Below are 16,786 nucleotides of genomic sequence, written 5' to 3' on the forward strand. Positions count from 1 at the left end.
GACACCGTCCGCGATGCGGAATTCCCTTGATGGGCGACGAAAACCGACCGATCTCGCGACTTGCCCTCACTGGGTGTGCGAGGCGATCCAGTCCTTGAGGATGTCGACGCGCGCGGTCGTCTCCGGGGTGGCGTGGGGGCAGTCCGGGCCGGTCGACTCGACCGAGATGATGCGGCCGGTGTGGTCGCCGTCGTCGACGAAGTACGGCGCGCCCGAGTCGTAGCTGCACGCGCTGGTGTCCTTCTTCGGCGCGACGCCGACGATGGTCGCGGTGGTGGCGTCCGAGCCGACGACCTGCATCTCGCCCTGCTGCAGCTTGTCCGACGGCTTCGGCGAAACCTCGGTGAGGCTGCCCCATCCGGCGAGCAGCACCTTCTGGCCGGTGGTCGGCGCGGCGGGCGAGACGGTCAGCGGCTTGATGTCGGTGACCGGGGAGTCGAGCTTGGCGATCGCGACGTCGTTGACGCCCGCCTGCTGCACCTCGGTGACGTTGCGCCGTTCGCCCTTGCCGGGTTCGTCGGTGGTCGAGCCGAGAAGCACGGAAGTCCCGTACGGCACCGGGCCGGAGACCGGCTTGCGGTTGACGTCGTGGAAACAGTGTCCGGCGGTGATGATCCACTGCGGCGCGATGAGCGAACCCGAGCATCCGCTCGAATAAGTGGTGCCGTCCGCCTTCGGGATGACAGGCATGGACAGCTTGGCCGCGAACGGATACTCGCCGGGCGCCACATCGTTGCCGTTCGCGACCGCGGACGCAGGCGCGGCCACGGCTAGCGCGGCGCCGGCGGCGAGGAAGGCAGCGGAAAGGGCAGCACGCAAACGCATGAAATATCCTCCGGAAGACGACTACTCAATGCGAACGTAGGCGTCTCCGGTTTCCCCCGAAAGGGGGATCAGCCGGGGCTGCCCGATCGGGCTTGCCCGGCTGCCCGCGTTTTCTTGAATCAGCTCACGCCGACGAGATCGACGACGAAAACCAGCGTTTCGTTCGGGGCGATCACGCCGCCCGCGCCGCGTTCGCCGTACGCCAGGTGCGGCGGGATCACGAGCTGGCGGCGGCCGCCGACCTTCATGCCCGCCACGCCCTGGTCCCAGCCCGGGATGACCTGGCCCGCGCCGACCTGGAATTCGAGCGGCGCGCCGCGGTCGTAAGAGGCGTCGAATTGCGCGCCGGTGGAGTGCGAGACACCCACGTAATGCACGCTGACGGCATTGCCCGCCTTGGCCTCGGGGCCGTCGCCGACCGTGATGTCTTTGATCTGCAGCTCGGCGGGCGGCGGTCCGTCCGGGCGCTCGACTAGGGGCTTTTCCACGCTCATGGGGCTCACCGTACCTATCGGTCAAACGCCGCGCCTGATGGACCGCTACCAGGGACGACTACTCCCAACGAGGGGATAAACGCGAAAACTCTTCACATGTGTCCTACTCGTCGGTAGCGTGCGCTGGGTCACCCTGGGGAATCCTTCGTGGACGGAGCTGCGGCATGCGACGACGCATCCCAATCCTGGCGGCGGGCGCGGTAGCCGTGCTCACGGCCGGGCTAGTGCAGATCGGAACCGCGGCACCGGCTTCCGCCGCGTTGCCCGGCAACGACTATTGCGCTGGCCAGTGCAACGACATCCTTCCGCCGGGCGAGAACGGCAGCGCGACGCTCGCCGAGATCCTCGCCAACAAGGCGTTCGGCACGCAGCCCGGGCACGCGGACGACCAGCTCGGCAAATACGCCGACCTTGCGGGCGGATACAAGACGCTGACCACCGACACCATCGGCAAGTTCTTCAACGACTCGTCCTTCGGCGTGCCCGCCGACCAGGTCGCGAGCACGCTGAAACCGCGCGACGACGTGACGATCACGCGCGACAAGGCCACCGGCGTCCCGCACATCCAGGGCACGACGCGGTCCGGCACCGAGTACGGCGCGGGATACGCCGCGGCGCAGGACCGCTTGTGGCTCATGGACATCATGCGCCGGGTCGGGCGCGGCCAGCTGACGTCGTACGCCGGCGGCGCGGAAGCGAACCGCGAGCTGGAGCAGTCTTTCTTCGCCTCCGCGCCCTACACCGAGGACGAGCTGCAGCAGCAGATCGACGCGGTGGCGGCGAGCGGTCCGCGCGGCCAGCAGGGGCTCGCCGACGCGAAGGCGTACATCGAGGGCATCAACAAATACATCACCGATTCGCACAACGGCCGGTACTTCCCCGGCGAATACGTGCTCACCGGGCACGTCGACGCGATCACCAACGCGGGCACCATCGAACCGTTCAAGCTCACCGACCTCGTCGTGCTCGCGTCGGTGGTCGGCGCGCAGTTCGGCGCCGGCGGTGGCGGCGAGGTGCAGAACGCGGTCGCGAAGCTGGCGCTGCAGGAGAAATACGGCGTCGAGCAGGGTGAAAAGGTGTGGCAGAGCCTGCGCGCCGAGGATGATCCCGAGGCCGTGAAGACCCTGCACGACGGGCAGAATTTCCCGTACGGCAACACTCCGGCGAACCCGCAGGGCGCGGCGTTGCCGGACAAGGGTTCGGTGACGAATCAGCAGCTCGTGTTCGACCAGACCGGTTCGGCCGCCGCCGCGCAAGCGAAGGTGAAGGTTTCCGCGCCGAAGGACCAGGAATCCGCGCGCGGCATGTTCGACAACGGCGTGCTGCCGGGCAACATGCTCAAGGAAAAGCACGGCATGTCCAACGCGCTGCTGGTTTCCGGCGCGAAGACCGCCAGCGGACATCCGGTCGCCGTGTTCGGTCCGCAGACCGGGTATTTCGCGCCGCAGCTGTTGCTGCTGCAGGAAATCCAGGGCCCGGGCATCAGCGCGCGCGGCGCGTCGTTCGCCGGGCTCAGCATGTACGTGCTGCTCGGGCGCGGCCAGGACTACTCGTGGAGCGCGACGACCGCGGCGCAGGACATCATCGACACCTACGCGCTGCCGCTGTGCGACCCGAGCGGCAAACCGGCCACAAAGGACTCGAACTACTACCTGTACCAGGGCAAATGCCTCCCGATGGACACCGTGGAGCGCAAGAACGCCTGGTCGCCGACGGTCGCGGACGGCACCGCGGCCGGGTCCTACACACTGCGCAGCTACCGCACGAAGTACGGCCCGGTGACCTCGCGGGCGACGGTGGACGGGAAGCCGGTGGCGTACTCGTCGCTGCGGTCCTCGTACTTCCACGAGGTGGATTCGCTGATCGGGTTCCAGGAGTTCAACGACCCGGGCTACGTGAAGTCGGCCGCGGACTTCCAGCGCGCCGCTAACGACGTCAACTTCACCTTCAACTGGTTCTACGCCGATTCGAAGGACATCGCGTACTTCAACTCCGGCGCGAACCCGGTGCGCAATTCCACTGTGGACCCGACGATGCCCGCGTGGGGCGATCGCGGCTTCGACTGGAAGGGCTGGAACCCGGTGGGCAACAAGGCCGACTACACGCCCGCGTCCCAGCATCCGCAGTCGGTGAACCAGGACTACTACGTCAGCTGGAACAACGCGCAATCCAACGGCTACGCCTCCGGCGGCGCGGACAAGTCCGCAGTGCACCGCGCCGATTTGCTCGACGCGCGGGTCAAGGGCCTGCTTTCCAGCGGCACCAAGGTGACTCGGGTCAACCTGACCCAGGCGATGGAGGACGCGGCACTGGCCGACCTGCGGGCGGAAAAGGTGCTGCCGTTGCTGCTGCAGGTGCTCGACAAGGCCCCGCTCACCGGTGCCGCCGCGGACGCCGAGGCGAAGCTGAAGACGTGGATGGAGCACGGACACCAGCGCGTCGAGTCCAGCCCCGGCAGCAAGACCTACAACGACGCCGACGCGATCCGGATCATGGACGCGTGGTGGCCGCTGCTGGTCACCGGCGAGTTCAAGCCGTCGATGGGCGACGACGCGTTCGGCGCGATGACGAACGTGCTGCAGATCAACGAAAGCCCGTCCGGCTTCCAGAACGAGACGCCGGGCAAGCACGTCGGGCAGCCGCACCAGGGTTCGGCCTACCAGCACGGCTGGTGGGGTTACGCCAGCAAGGACCTCCGCACCGTGCTCGGACAGCCGGTGGCAGGCCCGCTCGGCGCGAAGTTCTGCGGCGGCGGCGACCTGACCGCGTGCCGGCAGACGCTGGTCGACTCGCTGACCACGGCCGCCGGTCAACCGGCGAACACCGTGTACCCCGGCGACAGCGACTGCTCGGCGGGCGACCAGTGGTGCGCCGACTCGATCGTCCAGCGTCCGCTGGGCGGCATCGGGCACGGCAAGATCAGCACACAGAACCGGCCGACGTTCCAGCAGGTCGTGGAGTATCCCGCGCATCGCGGGGACAACGTCTCGAACCTCGCGGCGGGCAAGCCGGTGAACGCCTCCAGCGCGGAAACCGGCTTCTACAACTCGCCCGCTTCGAACGCGGTCGACGGCAACGCGGGTACGCGCTGGGCGAGCGATTGGAGCGACAACCAGTCGATCACCGTGGATCTGGGCTCGGTGCAGCAGGTTTCGCGGGCGGTGCTGTCGTGGGAGAAGGCGTACGGGAAGGGATACAAGATCCAGCTGTCCACGGACGGCACCGACTGGCATGACGCCGCAGTGGTGACGGACGGGAACGGCGGGGTGGACAACGTGTCGTTCGCGCCTTCGGACGCGCGATTCGTTCGGATGCAGGGGGTCTCGCGCGGGACTAAGTACGGGTATTCGCTGTATGAGTTCGAGGTTTACGCGCACTGAGTTCTGCTGCTACTGACGTGATGACGAGAACCGCTCCGGCCAGCATGATCGGCCGGGGCGGTTCTTTCATGAACAGGACGCTGATCAGGCAGGCGAGGATGGGGACGGCGTAGGCGTAGGTGCTGACTAGCGCGGCGGAGGTCGTGCGCAGGAGCCAGGTGTAGAGGCCGAAACCGGCCAGCGAATCGACCAGGGCGAGGTAGCTGAGCGCCAGCCAGGAAGCAGTGGTGGGCTGGTCGACCACTTCGCCGGTTGCCACGCCGACGGTGAGGAGGACGGTTCCGCCGCTCAGCAATTGCACGGTGGTGGTCGCGTATGGCCCGGGGAGGTTGATTGTGCGGGCGGTCAGGACAGTGCCGATCGCCCAGACGAAACCGGCCGCGGCTACGACGAAGGTCCATGGGTTGGCCTGCGCGCCGGTCAGCAGGGCGACGCCGGAGAAACCAACGAGCACTCGCAGCAAACCTGCTCGGCTCGGGCGTTCGCCGAACGCGGCGTTCAGCACGGTTACCCACAGCGGAAGCGCGGCGACCACCAGCGCGGCGGTTCCGGCGAAGGTCGTGCGTTCGGCTAGTGCCACGGTGCCTTGCGCGCCGAGCAGGCAGATACCGGTCGTCGCGGCGGCGGCGATCTGCCGGAAGTGCAAGCCGCGCAACGCCGTTGGCCGGAGCGCGAGTAGCGCCAGACCCGCGGCGAGAAATGCGGTGCCGGAAGCTGACAGTGGCGGCAGGGTGTGCGCCATGACTCGCATCGCGGGAAACGACGTTCCCCAGCACAGCCAGAGGCCCGCCAGCGCGAGATAGACCATGTACTTCAGCACAGCTCACCTGCGGTTATGCGTCCAACAACTTCTCGTCATCTCCCGGATGCGGTGAGATCATCAGGCGGTGGACGTGACGGTGGCTCAACTCGAAGCCTTGCTCGCGGTGGGGGAGCACGGCAGTTTCACCCGCGCCGGGCAGGCATTGGGGCGGACGCAGTCGGCGGTCAGCCGGGCGATTGCCGCGTTGGAAAGTGCGCTCGGCGGACCGGTCGTACACCGCGGAGAAGCTGGGTTCACCGAACTTGGGCGCGCGGTGGCGACGCATGCATCGTCAGTGCTGGGTGGGTTGCAGGCGATCAGCGATCTCGCCGCGGACGTTCGCGCGCCGACGCTGCGGGTAGGCGCGGTCGCGAGCGCGTTGGTGCGTTTCGTACCGACGGCAGTGCAGCGGCTGCGACAGGATTGGCCGCGAAGTGAGGTGCTCACCTTGCAGGGCGAGGACGACGAACTCCTCGCTTGGCTAGCCGACGGAACCATCGATCTCGCTGTGACCACCCAGCCCGGACCGGATTCGCAGCGGGTAATCGACGACGAATTCCTTGCCGTAGTGCCGAAGGAGCATCCGGCCAGCCGTCGGGAACGGATCCGGCTTGCTGAGTTGATCCGGCTCGGGGTCGCTGATCCCGGCGGAACGTGCGGGCCCGCCTTGGCAGAGGGGTTCGCGGCGCACGGAGTCGAATGGCGGCCCGACCATGTGGTTCGCGACGTCGGGACGGTGGTCGCGATGGCCGCCGCCGGGATTACCGCCGGGGTCGCGCCCGCGATGGCGTTGCCGGATCCGCCGCCGCCCGGCGTCGTGGTCCGGCCGCTGGAACCGCGGCTGTTCCGGGCCGTCTCCCTGCATTACCGGCCCGCCGATCAGGATGTCGTCCACTTTGTGGAACACCTGACCACCTGGTGATATTCGTCGCCTGCCGTTCAGACGGTCGCGAAGTTACCGTGTCCGCATGGACGACTGGACTCCGCGGACCCGCGCGATCGCGGCGGGTCGGCCGCACGGCCCTGGCGAGCCGCTGACTACGCCGATCGTTGCGACGAGCACCTTCGAGGCCGGTGGCGACGCGGTGTACGCGCGTTCCGACGGCACGGCTACCTGGGCTGCTTTCGAGGAGGTCGTCGGGTCGCTCGAGGGTGGCACGGCGGTCGCCTTCGCGTCGGGCGTTGCCACGTTGTCCGCGGTGCTGGATTCGTTGCCGGTGGGGTCGACGGTTGCGGTTCCGTCTTTCAGTTACGCCGTCACGCGCGGAGCGTTGAAGCACGCGCAGGAGATCGGTCGCCTCACGGTCACCGAATTGGAGCCGACGGACACGCAGGCGTGGCTCGACTGCGACGCCGATCTGTTGTGGCTCGAATCGCCGACCAATCCGACGCTCGACGTGATGGACATCGAAACCATCGCGCGCGGCACAAGGGGACGCGTAGTCGTCGACAACACCTTCGCGACTTCGCTGCATCAGCAACCACTGTCGCTCGGCGCGGACATCGTCGTGCACAGCGCCACGAAGCTCATTGGCGGACACAGCGATCTTCTGCTCGGCGTCGCGGTCGCAGCCGAGCAGAACATTGTGGACGAGCTTCGTGCGGCGCGGACTCGGGTCGGTGCGACGCCGGGTGCGCTCGAAACGTGGCTTGCGTTACGCGGATTGAGGACGCTTCCGGTGCGGCTCGCCGAGCAAACGCGCACCGCCGAGTTGCTGGTGTCCCGGTTGGCGGAACACCCGGCGGTAACAAAGGTTCGCTACCCCGGTTTCGGGATGATGGTGGCGTTCGAGGTGGACGGCGCCGATGCCGCCGACAAGGTGTGCGCGACCGTCCGGCTGATCCGGCCGGCGACGAGCCTCGGCGGGGTAGAAAGCCTGATGGAGCGGCGTGCGTGGCTTCCCGGCGAGGAGCGCGTGCCGCCGGGGCTCATCCGGTTTTCCGTCGGGCTGGAGGATCCGGAGGACCTGTGGCGGGATTTGCTGACCGCACTCGGCTGATTTCCGCCATTCTTTAACGAGGGCTGTGCGGGTTGCCCGGCAACTGTTACGGTATGGGCACGACAAGCCGGATTCCCGGCAATCGGGCGAAATCATCGCCGTCGACAAGGCGTTCGTTACGTCTTTCCCTCGTGTCATTAATCACCAGCTAAAGGGTTACCCCTATGGGCTGAATCTTCGGCAGGATCAGCGGGCGCGGTGGGGGTCATCGCGCTTTTCCTCAGAGGGGTAATCATCTTGAAGAAGACCCTGGGCAGACTCGCGGGCGCTGTGCTCGCGGGCGCCCTGATCAGCCTTGCCGTCGTGCCCGCCGCGAACGCGGAGACCGCGCCGGAACCCTCCGCCTCGGCTCCGGCCACCACGAGCGAGACGGCTCCCACCTCGCAGCCTCCGGCCAGCGAGACCGGCAAGCCGAGCGAGCCGGGCAAGCCCAGCGAGACGGGCAAGCCGACTGAGACGGGCAAGCCGACCGAGACCGGCAAGCCGACCGAGACGGGCAAGCCGACTGAGACCGGCAAGCCGACCGACACCAGCAAGCCGACCACGCCGACCTCGTCGACCTCCACTCCGGAGGAGCCGCCGTACGTCGACGACACCGGCTGGGGCCTCGACCTCGACGACGGCTACGGCTACATCGAGATCGCGTGCGCCGCCGGCGAGCCGACCGGCCTGCACTCCAACGACTTCGACATCGTCGAGGGCCCGCAGCAGGACGAGACCGACGGCCGCTACTGGTCGTGGATCGTCAAGCGCCACGAGGGTGTCACCTTCGACAGCGGCACCGTGCGCGCGGTCTGGACCTGCGGCGGCAAGAAGACCGACGACGGCAAGGTTCCCCCGGCGGGCGGCGCGGGCGCGGGTTCGGCCGGCACCACCGGCGGACACGGCAACTCGCAGGTGAAGTACACGCCGAAGCGCGGCGTTGAGACCGGCTTCGGGGGCATGGCCGCCTGATGTCCAGGAAGTTCGGGCAGGGTGCCGCCGTCGCGGGCGCCCTGCTCCTCTCCCTCTCGCTGAGCGCGTGCGGTTCGGACGCCCCGGCGGCTCCGGCCGCGCAGGCCCCGGCCAGCGCGGCGGTCCCGGTGACCAAGCCGTTCAGCGGACTGCGGCCGACGTCGGTCGAGATCCCGAAGATCGGCGCGAAGTCGACGCTGATCACGGTGATGCCGAACAAGGACGGGCAGATCTCGGTCCCGTCGGTGAAGAACCCGATGCAGGCCGCGTGGTACCGGCTTTCGCCGGTGCCGGGCGACGTGGGCCCGGCGATCGTGCTCGGGCACGTCGACGGCGACCACAAGCCGGGGATCTTCTACAAGCTCAAGGACGTGAACCCGGGCGACGAGGTCGACGTCGAACGCAGCGACGGCAAGAAGCTGAAGTTCGTGGTGGACCGCAAGGAACAGGTCCCCAAGGACACGTTCCCGACGCAGGCCGTCTTCGGCAACACGGACAAGCCGCAGTTGCGCATCATCACCTGCGGCGGCGTGTTCGACCACGCCGAGCACAGCTACAAGGACAACATCGTGGTGTACGCGAACCTGGTCTCCTGACTCAGGTCAGCAGCGGAGTGAGCAGCGTGCGCTGGTCCTTCGGCACGTATTCCGCGTAGTTGTCATACAGCGCTTGACGCGCCAGCCGCGCCGCCGACTTCCCGTCGGCGGCGCGGATCGCGTTCAGCACCTCTTCGTGGTGCCGCAGCCACGAGCGCATCAGCGTGCCGCGGTCGTTGGCGTGGCTGAGTTTGTCCTCGATCAATTCCAGCACCACCCCGCGGACCACTTCTCCGCTGACTACCAACAGCGGATTCCGCGACACTTGGGCAATCACGTCGTGGAATGCGACGTCCGCGCGGCTGAATTCGGCGTATCCGTCCGCTGTCGCCATTCCTTCCAGCGCGGTGTCGAGCGCGGTCAAATCCTCGGTGGTGCGCAGTTCCGCGGCCAGCAGGTGCGACGATCCGTCCAGCACCATCCGGAATTGCAGCAGTTCCGCCAGTCCGACGTGGTCCGCCCGCGCCAGCCGGTGCATCGACCGGTGCAACGCGCCCGGCGAAGCCGCCAGCACCTCGGGCCCGCGCGGATCGCCTGGTCGCGACCGGATCAGCTCGGCGGCCTGCAGCACCCGCAGCGCCTCGCGCACGGTCGAGCGGCCGACGCCGAACTGCGTCATCAGCTCCCGTTCCCCGGGCAGCCGGTCACCGGGTTTGAGGCGGCCGCTCACCACGGCCTCCTCGATCTGCTCGACGATCCGCTCGTAGGCGCGGACCGGAGCCACCGGTTCGAACTTCATCTTGACCTCGGTGTCTGCCGGATGCGAGTCTGCTGTCAGAGTTACTGGTCTGACCAGTGTACTGAGCAGGAGGCGGAATGAAAGCCCGGAGCACTGCGGTGGCACTGGCGCTGCTGCTCGTGACATCCGGCTGCTCGGCAGGCTCCAGCGCGAGTGTTTCCCCAGGTCCGGACACGCTTTCCGTCGGGTACACGGCGGAGCCGGCGAACTTCGACTTCACCCGTTCCGACGGCGTGGCCATCCCGCAGGCGCTGCTCTACAACGTCTACGAGGGCCTGGTGAAGCTCGATCCGCAGGGCCGGATCGTGCCGCTGCTCGCGAAGTCCTGGACGATCAGCCCGGACCGCAAGACGTACGACTTCCAGCTGCAACAGGGCGTGAAGTTCGCAGGCGGTGCGCCGTTCACCGCCTCCGACGTCCAGTTCTCGCTGATGCGGGTGAAGACCGACTGGACGATCTCGCTCAAATCGGCGATGGACGTCGTCGATCACGTCGAAGTCGTCGCGCCGGATCACGCTCGCGTGGTGCTGTCGAAGCCCAGCAACGGCTGGCTGTTCAGCCTCACCAGCCGCCTCGGCGCGATGTTCAGCCCGACCGGCGTCGCGGATCTGGCGAACCATCCGGTCGGCACCGGACCGTACGAGGTGGCTTCGCGCCGCCGTGGCGATTCCATTGTGCTGCGCCAGAACCCGCAGTACTGGGGCCGGAAGCCGGCGTATCGCACGGTGGTGCTCAAGTACTTCGCCGATCCGACCGCGCTCAACAACGCCTTGCTGTCCAACGGAATCGACGTGATCTCCAACCTCACGTCGGCCGATTCGATCCCGCAGTTCCAGGGCGACGACCGGTTCACCGTGCAGCAGGGCACCACGAACAGCGAGGTCACGCTGGCGTTCAACGGCCGTCGCGCGCCGCTGAACGACGTGCGCGTCCGGCGCGCGCTCACCTACGCCATCGACCGGAAAGCCGTGCTGGACCTGGTCTTCAGCGGTCGCGGCACGCTCATCGGCAGCATGGTTCCGCCCACCGACCCGTGGTACGAGGATCTGTCGAAGGTCTATTCCTACGACCCGGCGAAGGCGAAGCAACTGCTTGCTGAGGCGGGGGTGCACGATCTCAAGCTGCGGCTGCGGATCCCGAACCTGCCGTACGCGGTGTCGGCGGCGCAGGTGGTGCAATCGCAGCTGGCGGACGTCGGCGTCACCGCGACGATCGAGCCGCTCGACTTCCCGGCGGTGTGGCTCAAACAGGTCTTCACCGACCACGACTACGACCTGTCGATCATCCAGCACGTCGAAGCCCGCGACATCTCGACGTTCGGAAAACCCAAGTACTACTGGGGCTACGACAACAAACGCGTGCAGCAACTGCTCGCCGCGGCGGACAGCGGCACGCCGCAGGAGCAGGTGAGCGACATGAAGGAGGTCGCGCGGCAGCTGAACACCGACGCGGCCGCGGACTGGCTGTTCCTGTTCCCGAACGTCGTGGTCGCCAAGAAGAAGGTGACCGGGCTCGCGCGCAACCAGGTCAGCGAGTCGTTCGACCTGACCGCGGTGTGGCCGGCATGACCGCGCGCGTGCTGCGGCGGGTGGCCGTGTTCGCGGTGAGCCTGTTCGTGGCGTCCATCGTGGTGTTCCTGTTCATGGCAGTGCTGCCGGGCGATCCGGCGCAGGTCGCTTTGGGTGTCAACGCGACCCCGGAGCTGCTCGCGAAGACCCGCGCCGAATTCGGCATCGACCGGCCGCTGATCGAGCAATACCTGAGCTGGATGGGCGGAGTGCTGCACGGCGACTTCGGCCGGTCGTACGTCACGCGCGAGGCGATCAGCCCGCAGCTGGTGGACCGGCTCGGCGTCACGTTGTGGCTGGTCGGCGCGGGAATGATCGTCGCGCTGGTGATCGCGTTGCCCGCCGGCGCGTTCGCCGCGGTGCGGCACCGGAAGGCCAGTGGTGTCGCGGTTTCCGGGCTGTCGCAGGTCGGCGTCGCGATCCCGGCGTTCCTCGCGGGCATCATCCTGGTGCAGATTTTCGCCGTACAGCTGCGCTGGCTGCCGAGCGGCGGATGGACGCCGCCGGACCAGAATGCGGGCGAGTTCCTGCGCGGACTGATCCTTCCGGCGTTGTCGCTTGGTCTGGTGCAGGGCGCGGTGCTCACGCGGTACGTCCGCTCGGCCGTGCTCGACACGCTCGGCCAGGACTACCTCCGCACCGCCCGATCCAAGGGTCTATTGCCTGGTCAGGCGCTGTTTCGGCACGGGCTGCGCAACGCGTCCGTCCCGGTGGTCACCGTGCTCGGGCTGCAGCTGACGACGCTGCTGATCGGCGCGGTCGTGGTGGAGCGGGTGTTCGTGCTGCCCGGCCTCGGCAGCATGCTGCTGGACGCGGTCGCGCAGCGCGATCTGCTGACGGTGCAAGGGATCGTGCTGGTGCTGGTGGCCGGGGTGCTGCTGGTGAACTTCGTGGTCGACGTGCTGTATTCGGTGCTCGACCCGAGACTGCGGGGGTCCTGATGCGCCGCAACGGAAATCTCCTGCTCGGCGGGACGCTGGTCGCGCTCGTCGTGCTGGCCGCGCTGGTGTCGTTCGTCTGGACGCCGTACGACCCGGTGCAGGTCAACGCGGCGGACCGGCTGCTGGGCTTCTCGGCCGAGCACGTGTTCGGCACGGACAAATTCGGCCGCGACGTCTTCAGCCAGATCCTCGTCGGCGCGCGGACCACGCTGTACGTCGGCGTTGTCGCGGTCGGCATCGCGGCGGTCATCGGCACGCCGCTGGGCGTGCTGGCGGCGATGGCGCCGCGGTGGCTCGGCGAGTTCGTGATGCGGGTGAACGACCTGGTGCTCGCGTTTCCCGCGCTGCTGCTGGCGATCATGTTCGGCGCAGTCTTCGGTGCGGACACGCTCACCGCGATGGTCGCCATCGGCATCGCGACCATCCCGTCGTTCGCCCGGATCGCGCGGTCCGGCTCGCTGCAGGTGATGAGCAGCGAATACGTGCTGGCCGCCCGTGCCGGCGGCCGGTCGCGGACGCGGATCGCCTGGTCACACGTGTTGCCGAACATCGGCGGGCTGCTGATCGTGCAGGCCTCGGTATCGTTCGCGATCGCGGTGCTGGCCGAGGCGGCGCTGTCGTTTCTCGGGTTCGGCACGCGGCCGCCGACGCCGTCGTGGGGCCGGATGCTGCAGGAATCCCAGGAATTGCTCACCGCGCATCCGCGGCTCGCGCTGGTGCCGGGCGTCGCGATCGCGGTGGCAGTGCTCGGGTTCAACCTCCTCGGCGACGGTCTGCGCGACCGTCTCGACCCCCGATTGGCGGCGCGGGTATGACGCTGACGGTGGAAAACCTGCGGGTCGCGGACCTCGTGCGCGGGGTTTCGTTCGAGTTGGGCGCGGGCGAGCGGGTCGGGTTGATCGGCGAATCCGGGTCCGGGAAATCGCTCACCGCGCTGTCCGTGCTGGGCCTGCTGCAGGAAGAACTGTCGGCCACCGGCTCGGTGCGGCTCGACGGCCGGGAGTTGCTCGGCGCGTCCGAAAAGGAGCTGTCCCGGTTGCGCGGCAACGGGATGGCGATGGTGTTCCAGGAGCCGATGACCGCGCTGAACCCGGCGATGCGGATCGGACGGCAGGTCACCGAGCCGTTCCGGGTGCACGGCCGCCGCGGGCGTCCGGCGGAGGAACTGCTGGCCGCGGTCGGGTTGCCGGGGGTCGCGCGGGCGTATCCGCATCAGCTGTCCGGCGGGCAGCGGCAGCGGGTGGTGCTGGCGATCGCGCTGGCCAACGACCCGGCGCTGCTGATCTGCGACGAGCCGACCACCGCGCTGGACGTCACCGTGCAGGCGCAGATCCTCGGCCTGATTCGCGAGCGATTGTCGGCGGAGAGTTCGTTGCTGTTCATCACGCACGATCTGGCGGTGGTGGCGCAGATGTGCGACCGGGTGCTCGTGATGCTCGACGGGTCCATTGTGGAGCATGGCTCGACACGGGAGGTGCTGACCGCGCCCAAGCATTCCTACACGCAGCGGTTGCTCGCGGCTTCTGATCTGGAGGGCGCGCGATGATCTCCGTACGGGATTTGGAGCGGCGGTATACGCGGCGGGACGTGCATGCGTTGCGTGGCTTGAGTTTCGATGTTTCCGCTGGTGAGCGCTTCGGGATCGTCGGCGAATCCGGCTCCGGGAAGTCCACGTTGGTGCGGTTGCTCGCTGCTTTGGATCGACCGACTGCGGGCACGGTGTCCTTCCAGGGGAAGCGGATCGATTCGCTGCCCGAGCGGAAGCTGCGGTTCCTGCGCCGGGAAATGCAGATCGTCTTCCAGGACCCGATGGGCTCGCTTGACCCGCGGATGCGCGTGCGGGACATCGTGTCCGAACCGCTCGGCCGCCGGTCGCCGGCGCGGGTGGCCGAGCTGCTGACCGCCGTCGGGCTGCCTGAGGACGCGGCGACGCGGTATCCGCACCAGTTTTCCGGCGGGCAGCGGCAGCGGATCTCGATCGCCCGCGCGCTCGCGCCGAACCCGAGTGTGCTGATCGCGGACGAACCGGTGAGCGCGCTGGACGTTTCGGTGCGCGCGCAGATCCTGGACCTGCTGGCCCGGCTGGTGGACGAGTTCTCGCTGACGTTGATTTTCGTCTCGCACGACCTCGGCGTGGTGCGGCACGTGTGCGATCGCGTCGCGGTGATGCGGCGCGGGGAGATCGTGGAAATCGGTGCGGTCGAGCAGGTTTACGCCGAACCGGAGCACGAGTACACCCGGGAACTGCTGGCCGCCGCGCCGAATCTGCGGACCGAGCTGGCCCGGCTGAAGGGAGAAACGGATGCCTGACTACCCGGACGGCCTGCCGATCGGTCCCGGCTGGGTGTCCACAGTGGATACCGCGGACGTCGTGTTTCCCTACGATGGCAGCGTGGTCGGCACCGCTCCGGTCGGCACGGCTTCGTTGGCTTCGCGGGCCATCGATGAAGCAGTAGCGGTGGCTCACGAAGTTGCTTCGCTGCCTTCGCGGACCCGTCGGGCGTTGTTGAACGAAGTGGCTTCGGCGGTGCGCGAGCGTCGCGAGGAGTTTGAGCGGCTTCTCGTGCTGGAGACGGGGAAACCGCTGGTCGACTGCCAGGTGGAGGTCGCGCGGACGATTGTCACTTGGGAGGCCGCGGCCGAGGAAGTGTCGCGGCTGCACGGCGAAACCGTGCCGCTCGATCTGCTGCCGTCCGGGGACGGGCTGGTCGGGTTCTGGAAGCGCAAGCCGATTGGCGTGGTCGTCGGGATCGCCGGGTTCAACTACCCGCTGCTGCTCGCGTCGCACAAGGTCGCGCCCGCGATCGCCGCCGGCTGTCCGGTGGTGGTGAAGCCCGCGCCGCAAACCCCGTTGGCGACGCTGTGGCTGGTGCACCTGGTCCGCTCGCTGACCGATCTTCCCGCGATGGTTCAGCTGGTGACCGGAGACGCTTCGGTCGGATCGGCGCTGGTCACGGACCGGCGGGTCGGTGCGGTGTCGTTCACCGGCTCGGCCGCCGTCGGCCACCGGATCGCCCGCGACGCCGCGCCGACGAAGACCCTGCTGGAGCTGGGCTCGAACGCCGCGCTGGTGGTCGCCGAGGATGCTGACCTCGACGCTGCCGCCGATGCCGTGCTGCGCGGTGGGTTCTATGCGTCCGGTCAGGCCTGCATTTCCGTACAACGCGTGCTGGCGGTGTCTTCGGTGGCCGCGGAATTCACCGACAAGGTGCTCGCGCGGCTCGGCGAAGTGACCGTTGGTGATCCGCGTTCTGCTACCACGAGGGTGTCCGCGCTGATCGACGAACGCTCGACCGCCCGGGTCGCCGAATGGGTCGACAAAGCGATCGCGGCAGGCGCTCAGCTGCTGGCCGGTGGCTCCGTTCGTGAGGGCGTGCTGGAGCCGACGGTGCTCGCGGACGTTCCGGACGGCGTCGAATGCTGGGACGAGGAGATCTTCGGCCCGGTGGTCTGCCTGCGCACAGTGTCCGATGTGGACGAAGCGTTCGCCGCGGTCAACGCGTCGCGGTATGGGTTGCACGCGAGCGTGTACAGCCGCTCGCTGAAGACCGCGTTCCGGGCGCTGGACGAGTTGGAGGTCGGCGGGGTAGTGGTGAACGAGGTGCCGGGTTTCCGGTCCGACACGATGCCGTACGGCGGGGTCAAGGACTCCGGGATCGGCCGCGAGGGGCCGCGATTCGCCGTCGAAGAGCTGACTGTGACCAGGATGGCGGTGCTGCGCCCGTGAACTACGCCGGACTGTTCCGCATGGACGGCCGCCGCGCCGTCGTGCTCGGCGCGGGCAGCGGGATCGGCCGCGAGGCCGCCCGAGCCTTGGACGCGCACGGTGCGTCGGTGATCTGCGCCGACCGAGACCTTGCCGCGGCTAGGGAGACAGGCGTCGGCGAGGCGTACGAGATCGACTTGCTTGCGCCCGGGGCCATCGCTTCCGCTGCCACCGACCTGGGACCGCTGGACGCCGTCGTGCTGACCGCCGCCACGAACGTCCGGAAACGGCTGCTGGACTACACGCGTGAAGAGTTCGACCGCGTGGTGGAGCTGAATCTGGGCGTCGCCTTCGAGGTGCTGCGCGCGTTCGGCGCGCCGATGGTCGAGCAGGGCCGGGGAAGCATCATCGGCTTCTCCTCGATCCGCGGTACCACCGTCGAACCCGGTCAAGGCCCCTACGCAGCAACGAAAGGCGGCTTGGTGCAGCTCTTCCGCACTGCCGCCGCCGAGTTCGGACCGTCCGGCGTACGCGTCAACGCCATCGCCCCTGGCGTTGTGGAGACGCCGTTGACCGCACAGATCAAAGCGCGCCCCGACTGGTACGACGCCTATGCCCAGAAGGGCGCGCTCGGCCGCTGGGCGCGCGCGGACGAACTGGCCGGCGCCGTCGTGTACCTCGCTTCGGACGCTTCGACCTTCGTCACCGGCTCCGTGCTGGCTGTCGACGGCGGCTGGACCGCGGTCGACGGCCGCTTTGACCCACCCGCTTCGTGAATCGG

The 16,786-nt window shown here is 68.2% G+C and carries 16 protein-coding genes; 12 read left to right on the forward strand and 4 right to left on the reverse strand.

Going from position 1 to position 16,786, the window contains the following annotated elements; all coding sequences use genetic code 11:
- Positions 1-66: 66 nt before the first annotated feature.
- Together ACFXI3_RS22975 and ACFXI3_RS22980 are read right to left on the reverse strand one after the other, a co-directional pair.
- Positions 67-825 (reverse strand): trypsin-like serine protease, encoded by a 759-nt coding sequence (locus tag ACFXI3_RS22975; protein ID WP_344282211.1) that lies wholly within the window; start codon positions 823-825, stop codon positions 67-69.
- Positions 826-944: 119 nt separating this feature from the next.
- Positions 945-1,319 carry an FKBP-type peptidyl-prolyl cis-trans isomerase gene (locus ACFXI3_RS22980; protein WP_344282208.1) on the reverse strand — a complete coding sequence of 125 codons (375 nt, stop codon included), beginning with the start codon at positions 1,317-1,319 and terminating at the stop codon, positions 945-947.
- 164 nt (positions 1,320-1,483) lie between these two features.
- Between ACFXI3_RS22980 and ACFXI3_RS22985 the strand changes: the two genes are divergently transcribed.
- Entirely contained in the window at positions 1,484-4,699 is a 3,216-nt protein-coding gene (locus tag ACFXI3_RS22985) for a penicillin acylase family protein (protein ID WP_378401980.1), read from the forward strand.
- Here ACFXI3_RS22985 and ACFXI3_RS22990 read toward each other — a convergent pair.
- Positions 4,653-5,519 (reverse strand): EamA family transporter, encoded by an 867-nt coding sequence (locus tag ACFXI3_RS22990; RefSeq protein WP_378401982.1) that lies wholly within the window; start codon positions 5,517-5,519, stop codon positions 4,653-4,655. The genes ACFXI3_RS22985 and ACFXI3_RS22990 overlap by 47 nt on opposite strands.
- A 67-nt stretch (positions 5,520-5,586) precedes the next feature.
- Here ACFXI3_RS22990 and ACFXI3_RS22995 point away from each other — a divergent pair, with 67 nt between their 5' ends.
- From ACFXI3_RS22995 to ACFXI3_RS23010, 4 genes are all read left to right on the forward strand, one after another.
- Complete coding sequence (locus ACFXI3_RS22995) at positions 5,587-6,423, forward strand: LysR substrate-binding domain-containing protein (RefSeq protein ID WP_378401984.1); 837 nt, start codon at positions 5,587-5,589, stop codon at positions 6,421-6,423.
- Between the two features lie 46 nt (positions 6,424-6,469).
- On the forward strand, positions 6,470-7,501 hold the full coding sequence (locus ACFXI3_RS23000) for a PLP-dependent transferase (RefSeq protein ID WP_344282196.1): 1,032 nt from the start codon (positions 6,470-6,472) through the stop codon (positions 7,499-7,501).
- Positions 7,502-7,738: 237 nt separating this feature from the next.
- Positions 7,739-8,455 carry a hypothetical protein gene (locus ACFXI3_RS23005; RefSeq protein WP_344282193.1) on the forward strand — a complete coding sequence of 239 codons (717 nt, stop codon included), beginning with the start codon at positions 7,739-7,741 and terminating at the stop codon, positions 8,453-8,455.
- Entirely contained in the window at positions 8,455-9,051 is a 597-nt protein-coding gene (locus ACFXI3_RS23010) for a class F sortase (RefSeq protein WP_344282190.1), read from the forward strand. Before ACFXI3_RS23005 ends, ACFXI3_RS23010 begins: the two co-directional genes overlap by 1 nt.
- A gap of 1 nt (position 9,052) precedes the next feature.
- Here ACFXI3_RS23010 and ACFXI3_RS23015 read toward each other — a convergent pair whose 3' ends face one another.
- Positions 9,053-9,790, reverse strand: a complete 738-nt coding sequence (locus tag ACFXI3_RS23015; protein ID WP_378401987.1) for a FadR/GntR family transcriptional regulator — start codon at positions 9,788-9,790, stop codon at positions 9,053-9,055.
- Positions 9,791-9,867: 77 nt separating this feature from the next.
- Here ACFXI3_RS23015 and ACFXI3_RS23020 point away from each other — a divergent pair, with 77 nt between their 5' ends.
- The 7 genes from ACFXI3_RS23020 to ACFXI3_RS23050 are packed head-to-tail and all read left to right on the forward strand — an operon-like array spanning position 9,868 to position 16,781.
- On the forward strand, positions 9,868-11,358 hold the full coding sequence (locus ACFXI3_RS23020; protein ID WP_378401989.1) for an ABC transporter substrate-binding protein: 1,491 nt from the start codon (positions 9,868-9,870) through the stop codon (positions 11,356-11,358).
- Entirely contained in the window at positions 11,355-12,299 is a 945-nt protein-coding gene (locus ACFXI3_RS23025; RefSeq protein WP_378401991.1) for an ABC transporter permease, read from the forward strand. Before ACFXI3_RS23020 ends, ACFXI3_RS23025 begins: the two co-directional genes overlap by 4 nt.
- Positions 12,299-13,114 (forward strand): ABC transporter permease, encoded by an 816-nt coding sequence (locus tag ACFXI3_RS23030; protein ID WP_378401993.1) that lies wholly within the window; start codon positions 12,299-12,301, stop codon positions 13,112-13,114. The genes ACFXI3_RS23025 and ACFXI3_RS23030 overlap by 1 nt, the downstream gene beginning before the upstream one ends.
- Positions 13,111-13,845 carry an ABC transporter ATP-binding protein gene (locus ACFXI3_RS23035; protein ID WP_378401995.1) on the forward strand — a complete coding sequence of 245 codons (735 nt, stop codon included), beginning with the start codon at positions 13,111-13,113 and terminating at the stop codon, positions 13,843-13,845. Before ACFXI3_RS23030 ends, ACFXI3_RS23035 begins: the two co-directional genes overlap by 4 nt.
- Positions 13,842-14,609 (forward strand): ATP-binding cassette domain-containing protein, encoded by a 768-nt coding sequence (locus tag ACFXI3_RS23040; RefSeq protein WP_378401996.1) that lies wholly within the window; start codon positions 13,842-13,844, stop codon positions 14,607-14,609. The genes ACFXI3_RS23035 and ACFXI3_RS23040 overlap by 4 nt, the downstream gene beginning before the upstream one ends.
- A complete protein-coding gene (locus tag ACFXI3_RS23045) occupies positions 14,602-16,026 on the forward strand; it encodes an aldehyde dehydrogenase family protein (RefSeq protein WP_378401998.1) in 1,425 nt (474 codons plus the stop codon). The genes ACFXI3_RS23040 and ACFXI3_RS23045 overlap by 8 nt, the downstream gene beginning before the upstream one ends.
- Positions 16,023-16,781 carry an SDR family NAD(P)-dependent oxidoreductase gene (locus ACFXI3_RS23050; protein WP_378402000.1) on the forward strand — a complete coding sequence of 253 codons (759 nt, stop codon included), beginning with the start codon at positions 16,023-16,025 and terminating at the stop codon, positions 16,779-16,781. The genes ACFXI3_RS23045 and ACFXI3_RS23050 overlap by 4 nt, the downstream gene beginning before the upstream one ends.
- Positions 16,782-16,786: the final 5 nt, after the last annotated feature.

The organism is Amycolatopsis sp. NPDC059235, assembly GCF_042754125.1.
Lineage (GTDB): Bacteria > Actinomycetota > Actinomycetes > Mycobacteriales > Pseudonocardiaceae > Amycolatopsis > Amycolatopsis albidoflava.

Coding starts and splice junctions, on each gene's coding strand:
- ACFXI3_RS22975 (WP_344282211.1), bottom strand. CDS start 825: ATGCGTTTGCGTGCTGCCCTTTCCGCTGCCTTCCTCGCCGCCGGCGCC.
- ACFXI3_RS22980 (WP_344282208.1), bottom strand. CDS start 1,319: ATGAGCGTGGAAAAGCCCCTAGTCGAGCGCCCGGACGGACCGCCGCCC.
- ACFXI3_RS22985 (WP_378401980.1), top strand. CDS start 1,484: ATGCGACGACGCATCCCAATCCTGGCGGCGGGCGCGGTAGCCGTGCTC.
- ACFXI3_RS23000 (WP_344282196.1), top strand. CDS start 6,470: ATGGACGACTGGACTCCGCGGACCCGCGCGATCGCGGCGGGTCGGCCG.
- ACFXI3_RS23010 (WP_344282190.1), top strand. CDS start 8,455: ATGTCCAGGAAGTTCGGGCAGGGTGCCGCCGTCGCGGGCGCCCTGCTC.
- ACFXI3_RS23015 (WP_378401987.1), bottom strand. CDS start 9,790: ATGAAGTTCGAACCGGTGGCTCCGGTCCGCGCCTACGAGCGGATCGTC.
- ACFXI3_RS23020 (WP_378401989.1), top strand. CDS start 9,868: ATGAAAGCCCGGAGCACTGCGGTGGCACTGGCGCTGCTGCTCGTGACA.
- ACFXI3_RS23025 (WP_378401991.1), top strand. CDS start 11,355: ATGACCGCGCGCGTGCTGCGGCGGGTGGCCGTGTTCGCGGTGAGCCTG.
- ACFXI3_RS23030 (WP_378401993.1), top strand. CDS start 12,299: ATGCGCCGCAACGGAAATCTCCTGCTCGGCGGGACGCTGGTCGCGCTC.
- ACFXI3_RS23035 (WP_378401995.1), top strand. CDS start 13,111: ATGACGCTGACGGTGGAAAACCTGCGGGTCGCGGACCTCGTGCGCGGG.
- ACFXI3_RS23040 (WP_378401996.1), top strand. CDS start 13,842: ATGATCTCCGTACGGGATTTGGAGCGGCGGTATACGCGGCGGGACGTG.
- ACFXI3_RS23045 (WP_378401998.1), top strand. CDS start 14,602: ATGCCTGACTACCCGGACGGCCTGCCGATCGGTCCCGGCTGGGTGTCC.